Annotated in this window: 21 protein-coding genes; all 21 read left to right on the top strand. The window is 28.0% G+C overall.

All coding sequences use genetic code 11. The features are described 5' to 3' along the window. Positions 1 to 177 precede the first annotated feature (177 nt). The 21 genes from pyrB (at position 178) to NGI68_RS08735 (ending at position 21,041) form a co-directional block, all read left to right on the top strand. A complete protein-coding gene (gene pyrB / locus NGI68_RS08835; RefSeq protein ID WP_251861107.1) occupies positions 178 to 1,101 on the top strand; it encodes an aspartate carbamoyltransferase in 924 nt (307 codons plus the stop codon). Position 1,102: 1 nt separating this feature from the next. After that, positions 1,103 to 1,543: an aspartate carbamoyltransferase regulatory subunit gene (locus NGI68_RS08830; RefSeq protein ID WP_251861106.1), complete on the top strand. Its 441-nt coding sequence runs from the start codon at positions 1,103 to 1,105 to the stop codon at positions 1,541 to 1,543. Between the two features lie 21 nt (positions 1,544 to 1,564). After that, a complete protein-coding gene (locus NGI68_RS08825) occupies positions 1,565 to 2,755 on the top strand; it encodes a dihydroorotase (protein WP_251861105.1) in 1,191 nt (396 codons plus the stop codon). 23 nt (positions 2,756 to 2,778) lie between these two features. After that, complete coding sequence (pyrF, locus tag NGI68_RS08820) at positions 2,779 to 3,630, top strand: orotidine-5'-phosphate decarboxylase (RefSeq protein WP_251861104.1); 852 nt, start codon at positions 2,779 to 2,781, stop codon at positions 3,628 to 3,630. A 130-nt stretch (positions 3,631 to 3,760) separates the two neighbouring features. Then, on the top strand, positions 3,761 to 4,516 hold the full coding sequence (locus NGI68_RS08815; protein ID WP_251861103.1) for a dihydroorotate dehydrogenase electron transfer subunit: 756 nt from the start codon (positions 3,761 to 3,763) through the stop codon (positions 4,514 to 4,516). Next, a complete protein-coding gene (locus NGI68_RS08810; RefSeq protein ID WP_251861102.1) occupies positions 4,516 to 5,412 on the top strand; it encodes a dihydroorotate dehydrogenase in 897 nt (298 codons plus the stop codon). The genes NGI68_RS08815 and NGI68_RS08810 overlap by 1 nt, the downstream gene beginning before the upstream one ends. 33 nt (positions 5,413 to 5,445) lie before the next feature. After that, positions 5,446 to 6,021: an orotate phosphoribosyltransferase gene (gene pyrE / locus NGI68_RS08805; RefSeq protein ID WP_251861101.1), complete on the top strand. Its 576-nt coding sequence runs from the start codon at positions 5,446 to 5,448 to the stop codon at positions 6,019 to 6,021. Positions 6,022 to 6,271: 250 nt separating this feature from the next. Next, the gene (locus NGI68_RS08800; protein WP_251861100.1) at positions 6,272 to 7,087 is read left to right on the top strand and encodes a tRNA (guanine-N1)-methyltransferase; all 816 of its coding nucleotides are present in this window, start codon (positions 6,272 to 6,274) and stop codon (positions 7,085 to 7,087) included. 102 nt (positions 7,088 to 7,189) lie between these two features. Further along, on the top strand, positions 7,190 to 7,978 hold the full coding sequence (locus NGI68_RS08795) for a sugar phosphate isomerase/epimerase family protein (RefSeq protein ID WP_251861099.1): 789 nt from the start codon (positions 7,190 to 7,192) through the stop codon (positions 7,976 to 7,978). A gap of 174 nt (positions 7,979 to 8,152) precedes the next feature. Continuing rightward, entirely contained in the window at positions 8,153 to 9,445 is a 1,293-nt protein-coding gene (gene tig, locus NGI68_RS08790) for a trigger factor (RefSeq protein WP_251861098.1), read from the top strand. Between the two features lie 125 nt (positions 9,446 to 9,570). Next, the gene (clpP, locus tag NGI68_RS08785) at positions 9,571 to 10,155 is read left to right on the top strand and encodes an ATP-dependent Clp endopeptidase proteolytic subunit ClpP (protein WP_251861097.1); all 585 of its coding nucleotides are present in this window, start codon (positions 9,571 to 9,573) and stop codon (positions 10,153 to 10,155) included. 19 nt (positions 10,156 to 10,174) lie between these two features. Beyond that, the gene (gene clpX, locus NGI68_RS08780) at positions 10,175 to 11,464 is read left to right on the top strand and encodes an ATP-dependent Clp protease ATP-binding subunit ClpX (protein ID WP_251861096.1); all 1,290 of its coding nucleotides are present in this window, start codon (positions 10,175 to 10,177) and stop codon (positions 11,462 to 11,464) included. Between the two features lie 130 nt (positions 11,465 to 11,594). Further along, positions 11,595 to 13,274 carry an ATP-dependent protease LonB gene (gene lonB, locus NGI68_RS08775; protein ID WP_251861095.1) on the top strand — a complete coding sequence of 560 codons (1,680 nt, stop codon included), beginning with the start codon at positions 11,595 to 11,597 and terminating at the stop codon, positions 13,272 to 13,274. Positions 13,275 to 13,400: 126 nt separating this feature from the next. Continuing rightward, positions 13,401 to 15,719 carry an endopeptidase La gene (gene lon, locus NGI68_RS08770; protein WP_251861094.1) on the top strand — a complete coding sequence of 773 codons (2,319 nt, stop codon included), beginning with the start codon at positions 13,401 to 13,403 and terminating at the stop codon, positions 15,717 to 15,719. Positions 15,720 to 15,742: 23 nt separating this feature from the next. Then, positions 15,743 to 16,321, top strand: coding sequence for a ribosome biogenesis GTP-binding protein YihA/YsxC (yihA, locus tag NGI68_RS08765; protein ID WP_251861125.1), 579 nt, complete (start codon positions 15,743 to 15,745; stop codon positions 16,319 to 16,321). Positions 16,322 to 16,343: 22 nt separating this feature from the next. Continuing rightward, positions 16,344 to 17,066, top strand: a complete 723-nt coding sequence (locus NGI68_RS08760; RefSeq protein WP_251861093.1) for a CPBP family intramembrane glutamic endopeptidase — start codon at positions 16,344 to 16,346, stop codon at positions 17,064 to 17,066. Between the two features lie 228 nt (positions 17,067 to 17,294). Further along, positions 17,295 to 17,762 carry a hypothetical protein gene (locus NGI68_RS08755; RefSeq protein WP_251861092.1) on the top strand — a complete coding sequence of 156 codons (468 nt, stop codon included), beginning with the start codon at positions 17,295 to 17,297 and terminating at the stop codon, positions 17,760 to 17,762. 41 nt (positions 17,763 to 17,803) lie between these two features. Further along, a complete protein-coding gene (locus tag NGI68_RS08750; protein ID WP_251861091.1) occupies positions 17,804 to 18,046 on the top strand; it encodes a hypothetical protein in 243 nt (80 codons plus the stop codon). Positions 18,047 to 18,106: 60 nt separating this feature from the next. Beyond that, positions 18,107 to 18,541: a hypothetical protein gene (locus NGI68_RS08745; RefSeq protein WP_251861090.1), complete on the top strand. Its 435-nt coding sequence runs from the start codon at positions 18,107 to 18,109 to the stop codon at positions 18,539 to 18,541. 203 nt (positions 18,542 to 18,744) lie between these two features. After that, on the top strand, positions 18,745 to 19,701 hold the full coding sequence (locus tag NGI68_RS08740; RefSeq protein WP_251861089.1) for a helix-turn-helix transcriptional regulator: 957 nt from the start codon (positions 18,745 to 18,747) through the stop codon (positions 19,699 to 19,701). 122 nt (positions 19,702 to 19,823) lie between these two features. Beyond that, positions 19,824 to 21,041 (top strand): IS701 family transposase, encoded by a 1,218-nt coding sequence (locus tag NGI68_RS08735; RefSeq protein ID WP_251859462.1) that lies wholly within the window; start codon positions 19,824 to 19,826, stop codon positions 21,039 to 21,041. Positions 21,042 to 21,070 lie beyond the last annotated feature (29 nt).

Here is a 21,070-nt window from a genome sequence, read left to right as displayed (position 1 = left end):
AGTCCTGTGAGACTAAAAAGGAAGATAAAAGCATACTTTATAAAAAGCAAATTGGTAAATATTATATCTGCATATAATATTTTAATCTAGAGTATAATTGTGCCTTCCTTTGAAAAAGGAAGGCATTTTTTATACCTTTAAATTTAATCCAGAGAGATTAAAAAGGAGGAATTTTACATGTTAAAAGGAAGAAATTTATTAGACCCAATGGATTTTTCGTTAGAGGAATTAGAAGAGGTATTTAAATTAGCAGATGAAATAATTGCAGATCCAGAAAAGTTTTTACATGTATGCGATGGGAAAATATTAGCTACATTATTTTATGAACCAAGTACAAGAACAAGATTTAGTTTTGAAGCAGCAATGCTTAGATTAGGTGGACAGGTAATAGGATTTTCAGAACCAGGTTCAAGTTCAGTATCTAAAGGAGAAAGCGTTGCAGATACTATAAGAACTGTAGGTTGCTATGCAGATATAGTAGCTATGAGACATCCAAAAGAAGGAGCTCCAAGAATAGCTTCAATGTATTCAGAAATACCAGTTATAAATGCTGGAGATGGTAGTCACCAACATCCAACTCAAACATTAACAGATCTATTAACTATAAGATCCTTAAAAGGAAATTTATCAAATTTAACTATAGGGTGCTGCGGAGATTTAAAATTTGGAAGAACAGTGCACTCATTAGTAAAAGCCCTATCAAGGTATGAAAATAATAAATTTATTTTTATGTCACCAAAAGAATTAAAAATTCCTGATTATATAAGAAAAGAAATATTAGAAAAAAATAATATAGAATATAAAGAAGTTTCCAAAATGGAAGATGCTATGGACGAACTAGACATACTTTATATGACTAGAGTTCAAAGAGAAAGATTCTTTAATGAAGATGATTATGTAAGATTGAAGGATAGTTATATATTAGATGGTGAAAAGATGAAATATGCTAAGGAAGATATGATGGTTCTTCATCCATTACCAAGAGTCAATGAAATAGCCTATGAGATAGATAAAGACCCAAGAGGATGTTATTTTAAACAAGCTAAATATGGAATGTATGTAAGAATGGCTTTAATAGCAAAGTTATTGGGGGTAAGATAATATGTTAACAATAAATAGTATAAAAAATGGTATAGTAATAGATCATATACAAGCAGGTTGTGGTATAAAGATATTCAAATACCTAGGTTTAGAAGAAGCAGAGTATAGAGTGGCTCTTATAATGAATGCGGAAAGTTCAAAACTGGGGAAAAAAGATATCATAAAGATAGAAAATATTATGGAGATAGATTATAAAGTTTTAGGATTTATAGATCCTAAAATAACAATAGATGTTATTGAAAATGAAAAAATAAAAGAAAAAATAAAATTAGAATTACCTAGGTCTATAGAAAATGTCATAAAATGCAAAAATCCACGTTGTATAACATCTATAGAAAATTATATACCTAATGAATTTTATTTGGTAGATGAAGAGAATGGAGAATATAGATGTAAATATTGTGATGAAATATATTCAGGTGGAGACATAAACAAACTATAAAATTTATGGGGGTGTGCACAAATGAATGAGATATTAATTAAAAATGTTGATATAGTAGATTGGTGTGAAAACTTCCATGGAGATATTTATATAAAGGACGGAATTATAGAAGAGCTAGGTAAAAATTTAAATAAAAATTGTGAAATATTTAATGGAAGAGGATTAACTCTTCTTCCATCTTTTATAGATATGCATGCTCATTTTAGAGATCCAGGTCTTACATATAAGGAAGACATATTAACTGGAAGTAAAGCTGCGGTAAAAGGTGGATATACTATGGTTAATTTGATGGCTAATACTAAACCCATATGTAGTTCTAATAAAGAAATTAATTATATATTAGGGAGAGCAAAAGAAGTAGGTCTGATAGATGTTCATCAATGTATGTCTATTACAAAAAATTTCTCAGGAGAAGATATAAGTCACTTAGATCATATAGATAGGGAAGTAAAAATAATATCAGAAGACGGAAAAGATGTAATGAATACTAGGGTGTTAATAGATGCCATGGTTAAAGCTAAAGAAAAAGATATTATAGTAATGTGTCACTCAGAAGAACATGATGTTACAGAGTTAGATACTAGGCTTTCAGAAAATTTAATGACATGGAGAAATATAACCCTTTCCCAGTTTACGGGATGTAAGGTTCATATAGCTCATGTAAGTACTAAAGAATCTATGGATTATGTAAGAGATGCTAAAGAAAAAGGTTTAAAAGTAACCTGTGAAGTAGCACCACATCATATAGCACTTACAAATAAAACTTTTTATAGAGTGAATCCACCTTTAAGGGAAGATGATGATGTTAAATCTCTAATTCAGGCAATAAAAGAAGATGTAGTAGATTGCATAGGGACGGATCATGCACCTCATAGTAAAAAAGATAAATTAAAAGGAAGTCCAGGCATATCAGGAATAGAAACATCTTTTTCTACATGTTATACCACATTAGTTAATGAAAATCATATTAGTTTAAATAAACTTTCCAAAATAATGTCTAAAAATCCGGCAGACATATTAGGCGTAAATAAGGGAGAAATAAAAATAGGAAAAGAAGCAGATTTAGTTTTAGTAGATACAAAAGAAGAGTATCAGGTTAAATCTGAAGAATTTCATTCAAAAGGGAAAAATACACCTATGGACGGTATGAGTCTCAAAGGAAAAGTTAAAGTTACATTTAAAGCTGGATGTATAGTATATAGTGAGTTTTAATGGAATAAGAAAGGGTGAATAATTTGATTATAGATAAATTGTATGAAAGTGTAGAAAAAAAAGGGTGCGTATGTGTAGGGCTAGACACAGATATAAGTTATATACCTAAAAAATTTTTGAATAAATTTACTAATGTAGAGGATGCTATATTTTCATTTAACCAAAAGATAATTGATTCAACTTTTGACTTGTCAGCTTGCTATAAAGTTCAAATAGCTTATTATGAAGCTATGGGAATTAAAGGTATGATTTTATATAAGAAAACTTTAGAATATATAAGAAAAAAAGGCGGTATAGTTATAGCGGATATAAAAAGAGGGGATATATCTGCTACAGCACAAATGTATGCAAAAGCTCATTTCCAAGGAGATTTTGAAAGTGATTTTATAACACTAAATCCATATATGGGTATGGACACTTTAGAACCATATAAAGATTACTTTAAAAATAAAGAAAAAGGAGTTTTCTTATTGTTAAGAACTTCTAATGAGGGATCAAAAGACATTCAATATTTAGATTTAAAAGATAATAAAAAAGTATACAATAAGGTAGGCGAAAAAATAGAAAGTATAGGCAAAGAATTTTTGGGCCATTGTGGCTATAGCTCTATAGGAGCAGTAGTTGGGTGTACAGCAGAAGAAAATAATATTAGGAAAGAATTAAAACATACATTTTTCTTGATACCTGGTTATGGTGCTCAAGGCGGTAAAGTCGAAGTTGCTAAATCTTATTTAAAAGATGGCAATGGAGGAATAGTAAATTCATCAAGAGGAATATTACTAGCATATGAAAAGTATGACAAAGAAGGAACAAACTTTGAAGAATATGCTAGAGAAGAAGTTATAAATATGAAAAAAACTTTACAGATTATATAGATTTAGATTAATTGATTTTAGGAATTATATAGACTTTTGATATTACAAAAAAGCCATATATCCCTAATATTATATGAGCTTATTTTGTGAATAAGCATGATTTTGATACAGGATAGTACTAGAAAGAGTGGTGTGGAAAATAGAATCTAAAACTTTTAAAGCAAAAGTAATAGAAAATAAAAACATATCAACAGGCATATTTAAGATGATTTTGGAAGGTAATTTTAATGGAATTCCAGGACAGTTTTATATGATAAGAGCTTGGCAAAATGAACCTATTTTATGGAGACCTATAAGTATACATGATGTAAATGATAATTCTATAGAATTTTTATATAAATTAGAAGGAAAAGGGACTAAAATTTTATCTAATATAAGGGAAAATGAAAAAGTTGAAATAATGGGACCATTAGGAAATGGATTTCATTTAGAAAATATAACAGGGAAAATAGCTGTAGTTACTGGGGGAATAGGAATAGCTCCTATAAACTATTTAATAAAAAATATAAAGAATTCACATATAGATTTATATGCGGGCTTTAGAGATGAAACTTATTGTTTAGAAGAGATTAATTGCTTTTTAGATAAATCAGTTGTAGTTACAGAGGATGGAAGTGCTGGAGAAAAAGGATATATAACAGATTATTTTATCCCCAAAGAATATGATTTAGTTTTATGTTGTGGTCCAGAAATAATGATGGACAAGATAATATTAACGTGTAGAGAAAATAAAATTCCAGTGTACGTATCTATGGAAAAAAGGATGGCTTGTGGTATAGGAGCATGTCTTGTATGTACTTGTAAAACTAAATTTGGAAATAAAAGAGCTTGCAAGGATGGTCCAGTGTTTAAAGGAGAAGACATTCTTTTGAAAGGAGATATATAATGATTCAAGTTAAGTTATGTGGTAAGATTTTAAAAAATCCTATTATAGCTGCATCAGGAACCTTTGGGTTTGGAGAAGAATATGGAGATTTTTATAATGTTTCTAGGTTAGGGGGGATTTCCACTAAGGGATTGACTTTAAATCCTAAAGAAGGGAATAATGGTATGAGAATTTATGAAACCAGTTCTGGAATAATGAACAGTGTTGGACTTCAAAATCCCGGAGTAGATAAATTTATAAAAGAAGAATTACCTAGAATGAAGAAAATAAATACAACAACTATTGCAAATATAGGTGGAGGATCCATAGAGGACTATACTGAAGTTATAAAAAAGCTTAATAAAGCAGAGGTAGATATGATAGAACTGAACATATCTTGTCCTAATGTAAAGCACGGGGGTATGGCTTTTGGCATAAAGTCAGAAGTAGCTTATGAAGTAGTAAAAAAAGTTAAAGAAGTATGTGAAAAACCACTTATAGTAAAGTTATCTCCTAATGCAGAGGATATAGTAGATATGGCTATAAAATGTGAAAAGGCAGGTGCAGACTCAATATCATTAGTAAATACATTTAAAGCTATGGCTATAGATATAAAAAACAGAACTCCTATATTTGAAAATATAACAGCAGGTTTATCAGGACCATGTATTAAGCCAATAGCATTAAGAATGGTGTATGAAGTATGCAAAAATGTACAAATACCAGTGATAGGTATAGGCGGAATATGTAATCATAAGGATGTAATAGAATTTATTATGGCAGGAGCGACTGCAGTACAAATAGGAAATGCTAATTTTATGAAACCATATGCTGCTATAAATATAATAAATGACTTGGAAAAGTACATGAAAGAAGAAGGTATACAGACTTTAGAGGAAATAAGAGGGATTATATAAAATAAATTTTATAAATATAAGGAGCGGATATAAATGAGTAATATAAATGTTATAGATATATTAAAGAAAGTAGATGCATTATTAGAAGGACATTTTTTATTGTCATCTGGAAGACATAGCAATAGATATTGTCAGTGTGCAAAACTATTACAGTATCCACAAAAAGCAGAAAAAGTTATTAGCGTAATTGCAGAAAAACTTGAAGAGGTAGATTTTAATATAATAGTAGGACCTGCTATGGGAGGTGTAATAGTATCCTATGAATTAGCAAGACAAACTAATAGACCTGGTATATTTGCAGAAAGAAAAGATGGAAGTATGTGTATAAGAAGAGGCTTTGAGATAAAGAAAGGAGATAAAGTTATAATATCAGAGGACGTAGTTACTACAGGAAAATCTTCTTTAGAAGTTGCTAAAGTAATAGAAGAAATGGGCGGAGAAGTTGTTGGAATAGCATGTATAGTTGATAGAAGAGCTGAAAATGTAAAAATGAAGTACCCAATATATAATGCGTGCCAATTAGAAATAGAAACTTATGAAAAAGATAACTGTGAGTTATGTAAAAAAAATATACCTTTTGTAAAACCAGGTAGCAGAGAACAAAAATAAAAATTAGTATATTTATAAATATATATAAGGCTAGACATTATTTGAACCTTAATTGATAAAAATAATGTCTAGCTAAGTTTTTGTTTAAATAAAATTTAAATAAAAACTTAATTTTACTTTAACATTTATCAAATTTGTTATTAATTTTTAGTATTTTGAGTTATAATAACAATGTGTGCATATAATAATAAATAATAAATAATACATTTTATTTTAGTATAGATAGTGAATACATATAGGAGGAATAATTGTGGCAAAACCAAGTATATTTAGCAAGGATTATGAAAAAAGAATGAAAAGAAGAAAAAGAAGAACATTTTTTTCCATTATAGTCATAATAGCAATTGCTTTAGTTGTAATATTTACTAATAATGGCATCGGCCAAAAAATAAAAAATAATTTAAAACAAATAAAAGAAGAAACTAAGGCTGAAGAAGAACAAAAAAATAAACAAATAGTTCAAAATAATAAACAAAAAGATATAAAGAAAGATGTAGAAAAAAATAGAGCCACAGTGAAAAAAGAAAATAACGTTTCTAAGGATAAAAATATTGAAATTCAATTAGAAAATAATATAAAGATAAAGCTCATATATGAAGATGATAAAAATAAGACTATTAAATCTATAGATTTAAATAAAAATAGTTTATTATATGATATAAATCCTTCAAAAAATTTGATAGTGATAACTAACCCTAAAACTCAAAATATATATTTAGTAAATTCAAATGGTAATAAAGAAGATATAACAAATAAGCAATATACATCAACTTCAGGCACAGTTTTTCAAAAGGATACTGTACTAGCTTCAACTCAGGATTATTTATGGGGAGTGTCTCCTAAATTTATAGATAATGATAATATAGCTTATATTTCTCAATTACCTTGGTTTAATAAAACTACTAAATACATATGGATTTATAATATAAAGAATAAACAACATATATATACTGAAAATGTATCGGGAGAAGATGTTAAAATTGATAAACTTACAGCCAAAGGCCTTACAATAAATGCAGATGGAAAAACTTCATTTTTAAAAGCTGATGGAAGTATAGCTCAATAACTTAAGTTAAATTATATTAAAAGTTAATAAAAGTGGATTAAAATATGAATTTATAAGAGTGTATGAAATGCATACACTCTTTATTTACTTAAGGAGGTAAATATGGAAATAGGAATGTCTTCTGCTTGTCTATATCCAAAAGTACCAATAGAAGAAAGCATACAGGTTATGAAAAAATTAAAATTTAATATTGGAGAAATCTTTTTAAATACTTATAGTGAATATGATGAAGATTTTATAAAAAAGCTACAGGAACAAAAGGAGAAAAATCAGTTCATAATAAATTCAATACATGCATATTCATCTATGTTTGAACCTTATTTATTTGATACATATCGAAGAAGACAAAGAGATATGCTTAAAATATTTAGAAAAGTATGTAGGGCAGGTCGATTATTAAACGCTAAATATTATACATTTCATGGTATGAGAAGAAGTAATATATTAGATTTAAATATGAATTATATTGTAGATGTTTATGATGAATTAAATTACATTGCTAGTGAAGAACAAATAAAGCTAGCTCAAGAAAATGTAGCATGGTGTATGTCTTCAAGTTTAGATTTTTTGAATATGCTAAATGAGAAGTGTAATAGACAGCTAAATTATACTCTTGATATTAAACAAGCTTTTAAAATAGGCAAAGATCCTATGGAATATATAAATACAATGGGCAACAAAATAGTTAATGTTCATATAAATGATAAGAATGAGAGAAATATTTGCCTTCTTCCTGGGAAAGGTAATGTAAACCTAAAAAAAATATGTTGTAAATTAAAGGGAATAGGGTATAATAATGTTTATACTATAGAAGTTTACAACGATAATTATTCATCATTATCAGAAATAACTGATTCAAAAGATTTCCTTGAAAATATTTTATTATCATGAAAAATATTGTAAACACTATATAGTATGATATATAATAATTAATAAAGTGTAATTTAGATGACTATAAGCTATTTCATTTTATGTTAGTGTAATCTATGTTAATAGTTCTAAATATATGATATAATGATATAGTTAAAATGAGCATATAACAAGGAATTGGGAGGAAGAAGTATAATGAACGTTAAAGTGGAAAATATAGAAAAGAATGTTGTAAAATTAGAAATAACAGTTGATAGTGAAAAATTTAATGAAGCTGTTAAAAAATCATTCAAAAAGAATGCTAAGAGATTTAATGTGCCAGGATTTAGAAAAGGTAAAGCACCTTTAAATATAATAAAAAAATACTATGGTGAAGGTGTTCTATTTGAAGATGCCATAAATTTCTGTTGTGAAGATACATATCCTAAAGCTATAGAAGAAAATAACATAAAAACAGTAGATTATCCTCAAATAGATGTAGTTCAAATAGGAGAAGGAAAAGAATTCATATATACAGCAGAAGTTACAACTGTTCCTGAAGTTAAATTAGGAGAATATAAGGGAGTAGAAGTAAAAAAAGTTTCATATGAAGTAGAAGATGAAGCTGTAGAAAATGAATTAAAATCTATGCAAGAAAAAAATGCAAGAGTATCCATAAAAGAAAATGGAGAAATTGAAAAAGGAAATATAGCAATAATAGATTTTAAAGGATATGTAGATGAAAAAGCTTTTGAAGGTGGAGAAGGCAAGGACTATGAATTAGAAATAGGTTCAGGTACTTTCATTGGAGATTTTGAAGATCAATTAGTGGGCCTTAAAAAAGGTGAATCTAAAAAAGTAAATGTAAGTTTCCCAGAAGAATATGGCAGAGAAGACTTAAACGGAAAGCCAGCTGCTTTTGAAGTAACAGTTAAAGATATAAAAGTTAAAGAGCTTCCAGCATTAGATGATGAATTTGCAAAAGAAGTTTCAGAATTTGATACATTAGAAGAATTAAAATCTGATATAAAGGAAAGAATGAAAAAAGAACTATCTGAAAAAGCTAAGTCAGAATATGAAGAAGCAGTAGTTAAAGCAGTTTCAGCAAATACTGAAATAGACATACCAAAAATTATGATTGAAAAAGAAGTAGATAACATGGTAAGAGATTTAGAAATGAGATTAAAATATCAAGGATTAGATCTTAAATCATATTATGAATTTACAAATAGCTCAGAAGAAAAAGTAAAAGAATATATGAGAGAAACAGCTGAAAAAAGAGTTAAAACAGATTTAATCATGCAACAGATTGCTAAAGTAGAAGATATAAAAGCTACAGAAGAAGAATTAAAAGAAAAAGCTGTAGAAGTAGCTAAACAATATGGTCAAAAAGATGTGGAAAAAACTGCTGAGCTAATAATGAATGCCCAAAAAGCTTACTTAGAAATTGACATAGTTAATGGAAAAGTTTTAGATTTATTAGTAAATAACAGTAAAGAGATAGCTTAGTTCATTTATAATAATAGATAATAATATAGTTGCCAGAATATAGTTTCTGGCAACTAAGTTTTAATAATTATAAATATCACATAGGCATCATTAGTATCTTATTTTTATAAAAGGAGGAGATATATATGAGTTTAGTACCTGTAGTTGTAGAACAAACTAATAGAGGGGAAAGATCTTACGATATTTATTCTAGATTATTGAAAGACAGAATAATAATGTTAAGTGAAGAGGTTAATGACACAACCGCCAGTCTAATAGTAGCACAGTTATTATTTTTGGAAGCAGAAGATCCAGATAAGGATATATATCTATATATTAATAGTCCAGGAGGTTCTATAACTTCCGGAATGGCAATATATGATACAATGCAATATATAAAACCGGATGTTTCTACTATATGTGTAGGAATGGCAGCGTCTATGGGAGCATTTTTACTTGCAGCTGGTGCAAAAGGAAAAAGATATGCATTACCTAATAGTGAAGTTATGATACATCAACCACTAGGTGGATTCAAAGGTCAAGCAACAGATATAGGAATACATGCTGAAAGAATTTTAAAAATGAAGAAAAAATTAAACACTATATTAAGTGAGAGAACAGGAAAACCATTAGAAACATTAGAGCTTGACACAGAAAGAGATCATTTCTTAAGTGCAGAAGAAGCTAAAGAATATGGTTTAATTGATGAAGTTATTGATAAAAAGAAATAACCTTTAGTGAGGTGTAGAAATGTCTAAATTAGATGAAAAGAAACAGTTGAAATGTTCGTTCTGTGGCAAAACACAGGATCAAGTAAGACGACTGATAGCAGGCCCAGGAGTATATATATGCGATGAATGCATAGAACTTTGTTCTGAAATAATAAGTGATGAATTTGAGGATGATATACAAGTAGATCTAACATCATTACCTAAACCAGCAGAGATAAAAAACTATCTTGATCAATATGTTATAGGTCAGGAAGATGCTAAAAAATCATTATCTGTATCTGTGTATAATCATTATAAAAGAATAAATTCAAATGTAAATAATGATGATGTAGAACTTCAAAAGAGTAATATTCTTCTTTTAGGACCTACAGGTTCAGGAAAGACATTGTTAGCACAAACATTAGCTAAGTTTTTAAATGTACCTTTTGCTATAGCAGATGCTACAACGCTTACAGAGGCCGGTTATGTAGGAGAAGATGTAGAAAATATTCTTCTAAAACTTATTCAAAATGCTGATTATGATATAGAAAAAGCAGAAAAAGGAATAGTATATATAGATGAAATAGATAAAATAGCAAGAAAATCAGAAAATCCTTCTATTACTAGAGATGTATCAGGAGAAGGAGTACAACAAGCTTTATTGAAGATTCTTGAAGGTACTGTAGCTGCTGTTCCTCCACAAGGTGGAAGAAAACATCCACATCAAGAGTTTATACAAATAAATACTACAAATATATTATTTATTTGTGGCGGAGCTTTTGATGGAGTAGATAAGATAATAGAAAGAAGAACAAGAACCAGTTCTTTAGGATTTGGAGCTGAAATACAATCTAAGAAAGAAAAAGACCTAGGTAAACTTTTAAAGAATATTATGCCAGGTGATTTATTAAAATTTGGTTTAATACCTGAATTTATTGGAAGATTACCTATAGTTGTTACTTTAGATAAATTAGATAGAGAAGCTCTAATAAAGATATTAACTGAGCCGAAAAATGCTCTTGTCAAACAATATAAGAAATTGTTTGAATTAGATGATGTAGAATTAGAATTTAAACAAGATGCATTAAAAGGTATTGCTGACGAGGCCATAAATAGAAATACTGGAGCTAGAGGCCTTAGAGCTATAATAGAAGATATGATGAGAGAAATCATGTTTGATATACCATCTCAAGAAAATATAAGCAAGGTAATAGTGAATGAAGATTGTATAAAGACTAGAAAACCGGAGCTTATAGAGACCGAGGATGGCAAAAGATTACCTATTAAACCTAAAAAAGGTAAAAAGAGAAAAGATTCCGAAACAGCATAGAAATAACACCAAGATAAAATCTTGGTGTTATTTTTTATTTAATACATTAGATGAATAACATACCTTTTTTTGAATATATAAGGGGGAAAAAGAACATAATAATAAAAAAAGTATTAAAGGGGTTTTGTATATGACACAAACATTAATATTAATAGAAATATTTTTTACAATTATTATGGGTGTATATTTTATGAATGCTTTAAAAAATCAAAAATCTAATAAAGTAGTAATAGAAAAAGAAAATAAAAAAGAAATAGACACATTGAAAAAACTAAGAAGTATAAAATTGACTGAACCTTTAACAGAAAAAAGTAGACCTTCATCTTTTGACCAAATAATAGGCCAGGAGAATGGAGTAAAAGCGTTAAAAGCAGCAATATGTAGTCCTAATCCACAACATGTAATAATATATGGGCCACCAGGAACAGGGAAAACAGCAGCTGCTAGATTGATTCTAGAAGATGCAAAGAAAAAAGATTTTTCTCCATTTAATGAAGAATCTAAATTTATAGAGATAGATGCTACTACAGTAAGATCTGATGAAAGAGGAATAGCTGATCCTTTAATAGGTTCAGTGCATGATCCTATTTACCAGGGAGCAGGGGCTTTAGGTTTAGCAGGAGTACCTCAACCCAAACCTGGGGCAGTTACTAAGGCACATGGAGGAATATTATTTATAGATGAAATAGGAGAACTTCATCCTAGTGAAATGAATAAATTATTAAAAGTTTTAGAGGATAGAAAGGTTTTTTTAGACAGTGCTTACTATAATTCTTCAGATAATAATATACCAAGTTATATAAAAGATATATTTGAAAATGGTTTGCCAGCTGACTTCAGGCTAATAGGGGCTACCACAAGAAGTCCAGAAGAAATAACGCCTGCATTAAGATCGAGATGTGTAGAAGTATTTTTTAGAGGGATATTACCGGAAGAAATAAAAAAGATAGCTATGAATGCTATTGAAAAATTAAATTTTACTATAGAAGATGAGGCTTGTGAATTAATATCCCAATATTGTAATAATGGTAGGGATACTATAAACTTGGTGCAATTATCTGCAGGTTTATCAATAAATAATAATAGAAATAAGATATTAACACAAGATGTAGAATGGGTTATAGAAAATGGCCAATACACTCCAAGAATACAAAAGAAGATACCATTAGAACCTAAAGTTGGATATGTAAATGGATTAGCAGTATATGGAGCTAATATGGGAATGGTAATGGAAATAGAGGCAACGGCTAAAAAAATAAATTTAAGAAAAGGAAAGTTATCAATAACTGGATTAGTTGAAGAAGAGGAGATTGATAATTCTAATAAGAAAGCAATTAGAAAAAGTACTGCACTGTGTTCTGTTCAAAATGTTATTACTATAATGAAGCAAATATTTGATTTAGAATGTGATGAATATGATATACATATAAATTTTCCAGGAGGTATACCTGTAGATGGACCATCAGCTGGTATAAGCATAACTACAGCGCTATATAGTGCTATTAAAGGAAAAGCTGTAGATAATCATGTAGCTATGACTGGAGAAATATCTATTCATGGAGAAGTAAAACCTGTAGGGGGGGTAAGTTCTAAAGTAGATGCTGCTATTAAAGCTGGAGCAAAGAAAATTATAATACCTAAAGAAAACTGGCAAGATAAATTTGGAAGATTTGATAAAGTAAAAGTTATACCCGTTTCCAATATAAAATCAGTAATAAAGGAAGCTATCTGTACAGAAGGAGAAGATAGCATGTTCTTAAATATGGATAAGAATGTAGATTTTTTGTCAGCAGAATCTATGACTAAATAGTTAAGCATAACTTTGAAAATTTAATAAATAATATTGTAATAACTATTTGAAAAAAAACATTTTTATAGGTATAATATATTAGTCTAGCTATATATAAAGCTAAATTTATCAAAGCGAGGGAGATATATGAAAGAAAACTTAGAAGTTCTTCCTTTAATTCCATTGAGGGGAATAATTATATTTCCATATATGATTTTACATTTTGATGTAGGTAGAGAAAAATCCATTTTAGCTTTAGAAGAAGCTATGGGAAATGGACAAAAAATATTTTTATCTGCTCAAAAAGAAGCTGAAACAGAGGAACCAATTGTAGAAGACATATATGACATAGGAACTATATGTGAAATAAAGCAAATATTAAAGTTGCCAGGAGATACAGTTAGAGTTTTAGTGGAAGGAAAAACTAGAGGTAGAATAGTTGATTATTTAGAAAAAGAACCATTTATGAAAGTAGAAATAGAAGAAATAGAAGATGATGAATATGAAGGTGATAAAGAAGTAGATGCTCTTATAAGATTTGTAAAGACTAATTTTGATGAGTATATGAAGCTTTCAGGAGATTCATCCTCAGATCTAATTATAGGAGTAGATGATTTACAAGAACCAGGTAGGATAGCAGATGTTATAGGTTCATATATAAATATAACTCAAGAAGAAAAGCAAGAAATCATAGGTATTGTAGACTCTAAAGAGAGACTAGAAAAAATATTAATAATTATAAATGAAGAAATAGAAATACTAAAAATCGAGAGAAAAATAGGAATTAAAGTAAAGGACAAAATAGACAAAGCACAAAAAGAATATTATTTAAAAGAACAATTAAAAACTATACAAGAAGAATTAGGTGAAGAAGAGGAAGACAAAAAAGAAATAAATCTATATAAAGAGAAAATAAATAAAGCAAAGCTTCCTAAAGAAGTAAAAGAAAAGGCTATGTATGAACTAGATAGGCTAAAAAATTCTGGTAATTTTTCTGCAGAAGGAGGAGTTATTAGAGCATACTTAGACTGGATATTGTCATTACCATGGAATAAAGATACTAAAGATAATTTAGATATAAAAAAAGCTAGAGAAATATTAGATAAAGAACATTATGGGTTAAAAGATGTAAAAGATAGAATAATAGAGTATTTAGCAGTAAGAAAAGTTAGTAAAACTTTAAAGGGGCCTATATTATGTTTAGTAGGACCACCAGGGGTAGGTAAAACATCTATAGCTAAATCCATAGCTCATTCTTTAAATAGAAATTTTGTAAGAATGTCTTTAGGTGGAGTAAGAGATGAAGCAGAAATAAGAGGTCATAGAAAAACTTATGTGGGAGCAATACCAGGAAGAATAATTTATGGTATGAAGCAAGCAAAATCTAAAAATCCATTATTTTTGCTTGATGAAATAGATAAAATGAGCAATGATTTTAGAGGAGATCCAGCAGATGCTTTATTGGAAGTACTAGATGCAGAACAAAATTCTACTTTCAGAGATCATTATTTAGAATTGGATTTTGACTTATCTAAAGTTTTATTTATAACTACTGCAAATAATTTAAATACAATACCTGCACCTCTATTAGACAGAATGGAAATTATACAAGTATCAGGTTATACTTCAGAAGAAAAATTTAATATTGCTAAAAATCATCTAGTTCCTAAGAAACTAAAAGAACATAATATGGAAGATGGGAAAATTACATTTTCTAATTCATCTCTATATTATATTATAGATAATTATACTCGTGAATCAGGAGTTAGAAGTCTAGAAAGGAAAATAGCTTCTGTTATTAGAAAGTCCATAACAGAAATGATTGAAAAAGATAAAGATACAACTAATGTTACAGTAAATCATATTAAAAAATATTTAGGACCAGAAATATTTTCTTATGATAAAGCAGACAAAGAAGATAAAGTAGGGGTTGTAACAGGATTAGCTTGGACTGATTATGGTGGAGATACTCTACCTATAGAAGTCACAGTTATGGAAGGTAGTGGGAAGTTACAGCTTACAGGTAAACTAGGTGATGTTATGGTAGAGTCTGCTAAGGCAGGATATAGTTATGTGAGATCAAACGCTAGTAAATATAGTATAGACGCTAGTTTTTATAAAAATAAGGATATTCACATACATGTACCTGAAGGTGCAGTACCTAAAGATGGTCCTTCAGCAGGAGTAACTATGATAACTGCGTTAGTTTCAGCTTTAGGTAATAAAAAAGTTAAGCATAATGTGGCTATGACTGGAGAAATCACCCTAACAGGAAGGGTTTTACCTATTGGGGGATTAAAAGAAAAATCTTTAGCAGCATATAGAGCTGGAATAGATACAATAATTATTCCAAAAGCTAATGAAAAAGATTTGAGAGATATCCCTAAAACTGTTAAAAATAAAATTGATTTTGTTGTAGCTGATAAAATAGAAAAAGTTCTTGAAAATGCTTTAATAAAACAATAATACTGGAGAGATAAGATATGGAAATGGAAATAAAAAAAGCAGAATTTATAATATCAGCAGTTAAAAGATCTCAATATCCTGAGGATGGTAGACCAGAAATAGCTTTTGTAGGAAGATCTAATGTAGGTAAATCTACTCTTATAAATACTTTGACTAATAGAAGAAAGCTTGTGAAAGTTAGTTCTACCCCAGGAAAAACTAGATTAATAAATTTCTTCTTAATAAATAATACTATGTATTTTGTGGATTTACCTGGTTATGGTTATGCTAAAGTTTCAAAGAAGGAAAAAGAAAACTGGGGATATATAATGGAGCAATACCTAGTAGAAAGAAATCAACTAAAAAAAATAGTTTTATTAGTTGATAGTAGGCATAAACCAACTGGTGATGACATAAATATGTATAACTGGATAAAACATTATAACTATGAAGTTTTGGTAGTTGGAACTAAACTTGATAAATTAAAAAGAAATGATATAAATAAAAATAAGAAAATTATACGAGATACATTGAAAATGGACAAAGACGAGAAAATTTTATTAATATCTTCGTTAAATAAAGAAGGAAAAGAAGAAGTTCTAGAAGAAATATTAGTTTATTAGATTATAGTTAAGGGGGGAGACAATGGATTTTATAAAGAATGTACTTACTTTTATAATATTATGGATACCCCCTATAATATTATTTTTTAAGATAAAGCCTAAAAAGATGAACATATTTATAACTGTTATTATTTTTGTGTTTTATATAATAGGTTCTTTATTTACACAAAATTTATTTCCATTTTTGATTACATTGATAGATATACATCAATTAAGAAATAGATATAAAACTGAAGAACTGAAGGATTTAACATATAATGATGACTATAATAGATTTAAATTTAATATATCTAGTTTTTCATTTATAAAAGCAATACAATATGCTTTCACATCTTATTTAGGTTGCATTCTAATAATGAATATATCTAAGATCATATTTGATTTATTAAAGTTAAATTTAAAGGAACAAGATGTAGTTACATGGCTAAATAATATGCCTTTAAATAAATTTCTAATAGTAATTCCTGTGACCGTTATATTTGCTCCAGTAGCGGAAGAATTTGTTTTCAGATGGTTTATATTTGAGAAGTTGTTAAGTAAAAGATTAGGAATAGTAATGTCAGCCATTATGAGTAGTGTACTTTTTGGAATAGTTCATTATAATATGAAGGTATTTCCTGCTTTAGTATTTATAGCTTTATTTAATTGCTATTTAATACATAAAGAAGGATTTTGGTATGCGGTATTTAATCATTTTACATTTAATTTAGTTAATACAATTATGATATTTCTAGATAAGTTATAATATTAAAATTAATATATAATTATTTCAAATTTAGTAATGAATTCATTTTTTTATATAAAAGCAATAAGATATTTTTTATAGATATCTTATTGCTTTTATTTTTTGGATTTTTTGAGTTATAGTTTTGTGTCAAAAACACATTAGTAGAATACTATATATTAAGAACAAAAGATAATAGAAAACTAGGTTTAAAAAATAATAAACTAACCTTCGAAAGGGGGATGTAAAGTGGATCTTAATAATATTGCAAGCTTACTAAATGGGGGAACAAATGACAACAATTCTCCAATAGGTTGCGGATCAGGATGCGGTTCCTTTGGATTCGGGAGTAGTTGGTTCATATGGATAATCGTACTATTCTTATTATTCTGCTGCAACGGTAATGGTTTTGGTAACTGGGGCGGCGGCAATAATTGTTGCTGTGATTGCGAATGTGTATGCAAGAAAAAACGCCGCAAAAAGAGAAAACATTGTTGTTGCTGTGATGATGATTATGATGACGATTGCGATGGCTATGGCAATGGCTTTGGTTTTGGCAATGGCTGTGGTTGCGATTGGTCATTCATAGTAATTCTAGTATTGATACTATGCTGTTTCTGTAAGCAATCAACAGGTTGTTCATCAGAAAGAGAATGTAGATCATCATCTAGATCATCATCTGGTAATATAATCAATGTTGATGCTAAGGAAGAATAATAGAATACAAAAAGCCATAGCCCATGAAAGGGGGGTTTAGCATGTCAAAAAAATGTAAATGCAAATGCAAAAGCAGATGCACACGAAGAAGAAGCTCAGGTAATGGGCTAATAATATTAATATTAATATTACTACAATTCGGTTGCTGTGGAAGAGGGTGCGACGACCATCACAGAGATGGTAGAAGAGGAGGATGCCAAGTAGATAATAGTATATTATTTATAATAGCACTATACTATTTAGCATGCTGTGGAAACTTCTCATTATGCTGCAACAACTACTAATAACTTAATTTAGGAGGGTTTGCAAGCCCTCCTTACCATTAATTAAAATGGAGGTATTTGATGTCTAAGCATAAAAAAAAGCACAAGGAAAGATATGATAATAGGAATGGAAATAACCTTAACATGGATAATATACAGAATATGTTAAATAATATAGATATGAATCAATTATCTAATATAATGTCATCGCTAAGTAAAGGAAATAACAATAATAATAATAATAATTACGATGATGAGTATGATGATGACGAAACATATGACAATAATAATTCGTTTAACAACAACATGAATAATAACATGAACAACAACATGAATAACATGATGAATAATATGATGAATAATAATTTATTTAACAATATGAATAATAAACAATTTCAAAATGATTATACATTACAGTTTTTAAATATGCTAAGACCTATGATTAGCCCAGATAAAAAAGATCTTTTAGAGAAATTAATCCAGATATATTATGTTAGTAGATTGATGAAAAAATAGACAAATTTTTATAGAAAGACTTAAAGCTCTTTCTATTTTTTTTGTATAATAAATATTTTAATGTAAATAAGATTAATAATTATTAACTTTAAATTTATTTATTAGTTAAAAAATTTTCAACTAATTTCAAGATAGTGCTTAGTAAAACTAAAAAATATTATAAATATGACGATATAACTAAAGAGTAGAAAAGAGGCGATAATATGTCAAAGATTTCTCATATACTACAACTATTAATAATACTTCAATATAAAGAATTTGTAACAGCTGGAGAGCTCTCAGATTTCTTAATGGTGGATAAAAAAACTATTTACAGATACATAAATAGCTTAAATTCGGCTAATATACCAATACATGCTAAAAAGGGAAGATATGGTGGCTTTTATATAGATAAAAATTTTTATATGAAAAGTCCTAAATTGGATGAGAATGAAATAAGGGCATTACTTATGGCAGGCGAGATTTTAACAGAAGAAAATGGTTTTATTTATGAAAAAGAATATAAATCTGCTCTAGGCAAGATAAAGAATAACCTAAGTGGTAAAAATATAGATTTAAATAACATATATAATTATAATGATTTTAATATAAATAGTATAGGAAATAATAAAATTTCCCAAGATAAAATATCAAAAATATGTAGTGGGATAATGAATAATAAATCTATAGATATAAGTTATTTTAATATAAATAGAAATGAAATTACATTTAGGAAAGTAGATCCATATGATATTATATTTAAATATGGTAAATGGTATATTGTGGGTTATTGTCATTTCAATAAATATATAGAAATATTCGATATAAATAGAATTAAAGATATAAAAGATACAAAGGATACGTTTATTATTTCTAAAGATTTTTTAATAAACAATTTTTTAGAAAAATATAAAACTATATTTATAAAGGATAAAATGAAGGTTCAATTGAAATTTAATAAAAATAGAGCTGATTTTATAAAAAATAATAGATGGTATGTAAATGAAGAAATAAACGAGCTTAAAGATGGAAATATCTTATTTGAAGTATATGTAGAAAATTTTAAGGAAATAAAAAGATGGATTTTGGGATTTGGAGAAGATGTACAAGTTCTTAGTCCAAAAGAACTAAAAAATCAGTTAAGGGATGAAGTATCAAAATTAAATAATATATATAATTAACTTTAGTTATGCAAAATAAAAATCTAAATTGGTAAAACTACCAAAAAATAAATATGGCATACTTTCTCTCACTGTGTTATATAAAAGTTACCATACAAATATAAACACAGGAGGTAAAAAGTATGCCAAGTACTAATATTGTATCCATTAATAATGAACTTTACAATTACTTAAATGATGTAAATTATGGAATGTCTAAGCCTCAATTTAATCATTTAACCAATATTGCCAATGGATTAATTAATTTACCTGGCACTAAAACTTTATCTGAAATTGCTAAAAATGTGTTGCATTCAAAAGACAAAAGTTGTATTTATAGATTTTTAAGCCATTCTAAATGGGACCATAGTCTTCTGAACAACAATAGAATTAGCTATTTAAACTTTTTCCTTGAGCATAATATTAAACCTAAATCCGTAGGGTTTTTGATTATAGATGATACTGTAAATCCCAAGAAATCAGCAAAGAAAATGCAAGGATTATCTTATAATTACTCTCATACAGAAGACAAAAATATTTGGTCACATTGTGTGGTTACTTCAAATTTTGTTGTAAATGATAAATCTATTCCTTTACAATATAAACCTTACTATAAAAAGGAATTTTGCAAAGATTTAAATAAAAATTTTAAATCTAAGATTGATATTGCAAAAAATTTTATAACTTCTTTTAAAACTCCATCTAATTGTGAAAAAATGTATTGTCTTATGGATTCATGGTATACAAATAATAATTTAATAGAAGCATCTTTAGCAAAGGGCTACCACCTAATAGGAGCAATTAAATCTAACAGAAAAATATCTCCATTAGGAATTTCAATGCAGTTATCAAAATTTGAAAAATTCCTTAGTCCTAACACCTTAGACCTTGTTACAGTTGAAGGTAAGGACTATAGAGTATATACCTATGAAGGTAATGTTTCTAAATTCCCTTATGCTAAAATACTTATTTGCTATGAAGTCACCCATGATGGATTCAAGAACCCAGTATATTTGCTGTCTACCGACATCTTATTAAATGCAGAAACTATAATTAAATATTATTCTCACAGATGGACTATAGAAACTTCATATAAATATTTAAAAAGCAATTTAGCTTTTGATAAATATAGAATGCGTAGCATTTTGTCTATAGAACGATATTTTCTTATAGTATTCTTAATCTATAATTTTTTAGAATTATTTAGAGTTAGTTCCAACCACGGAGATTTTAAGACTATAGGTGAAACTCAGAAACATCTAAACAGCCTGACGGCAAAAGCACTTGTGTGCTTTATATATGAAAAATCAAAACAGAATATTGAACTAAAAGATATTTTATGTGAGCTAAAAATCCCTTAGAGTTTTTAAAAATTCATCATATAAAATTG

It is taken from the genome of Clostridium sp. Marseille-Q2269, from assembly GCF_943736985.1.
In the GTDB taxonomy this organism is placed as follows: domain Bacteria; phylum Bacillota; class Clostridia; order Clostridiales; family Clostridiaceae; genus Clostridium_F.
The sequence above is the reverse complement of the archived record's forward strand: the minus strand, read 5'-3'. Positions and strand labels throughout refer to the sequence as shown.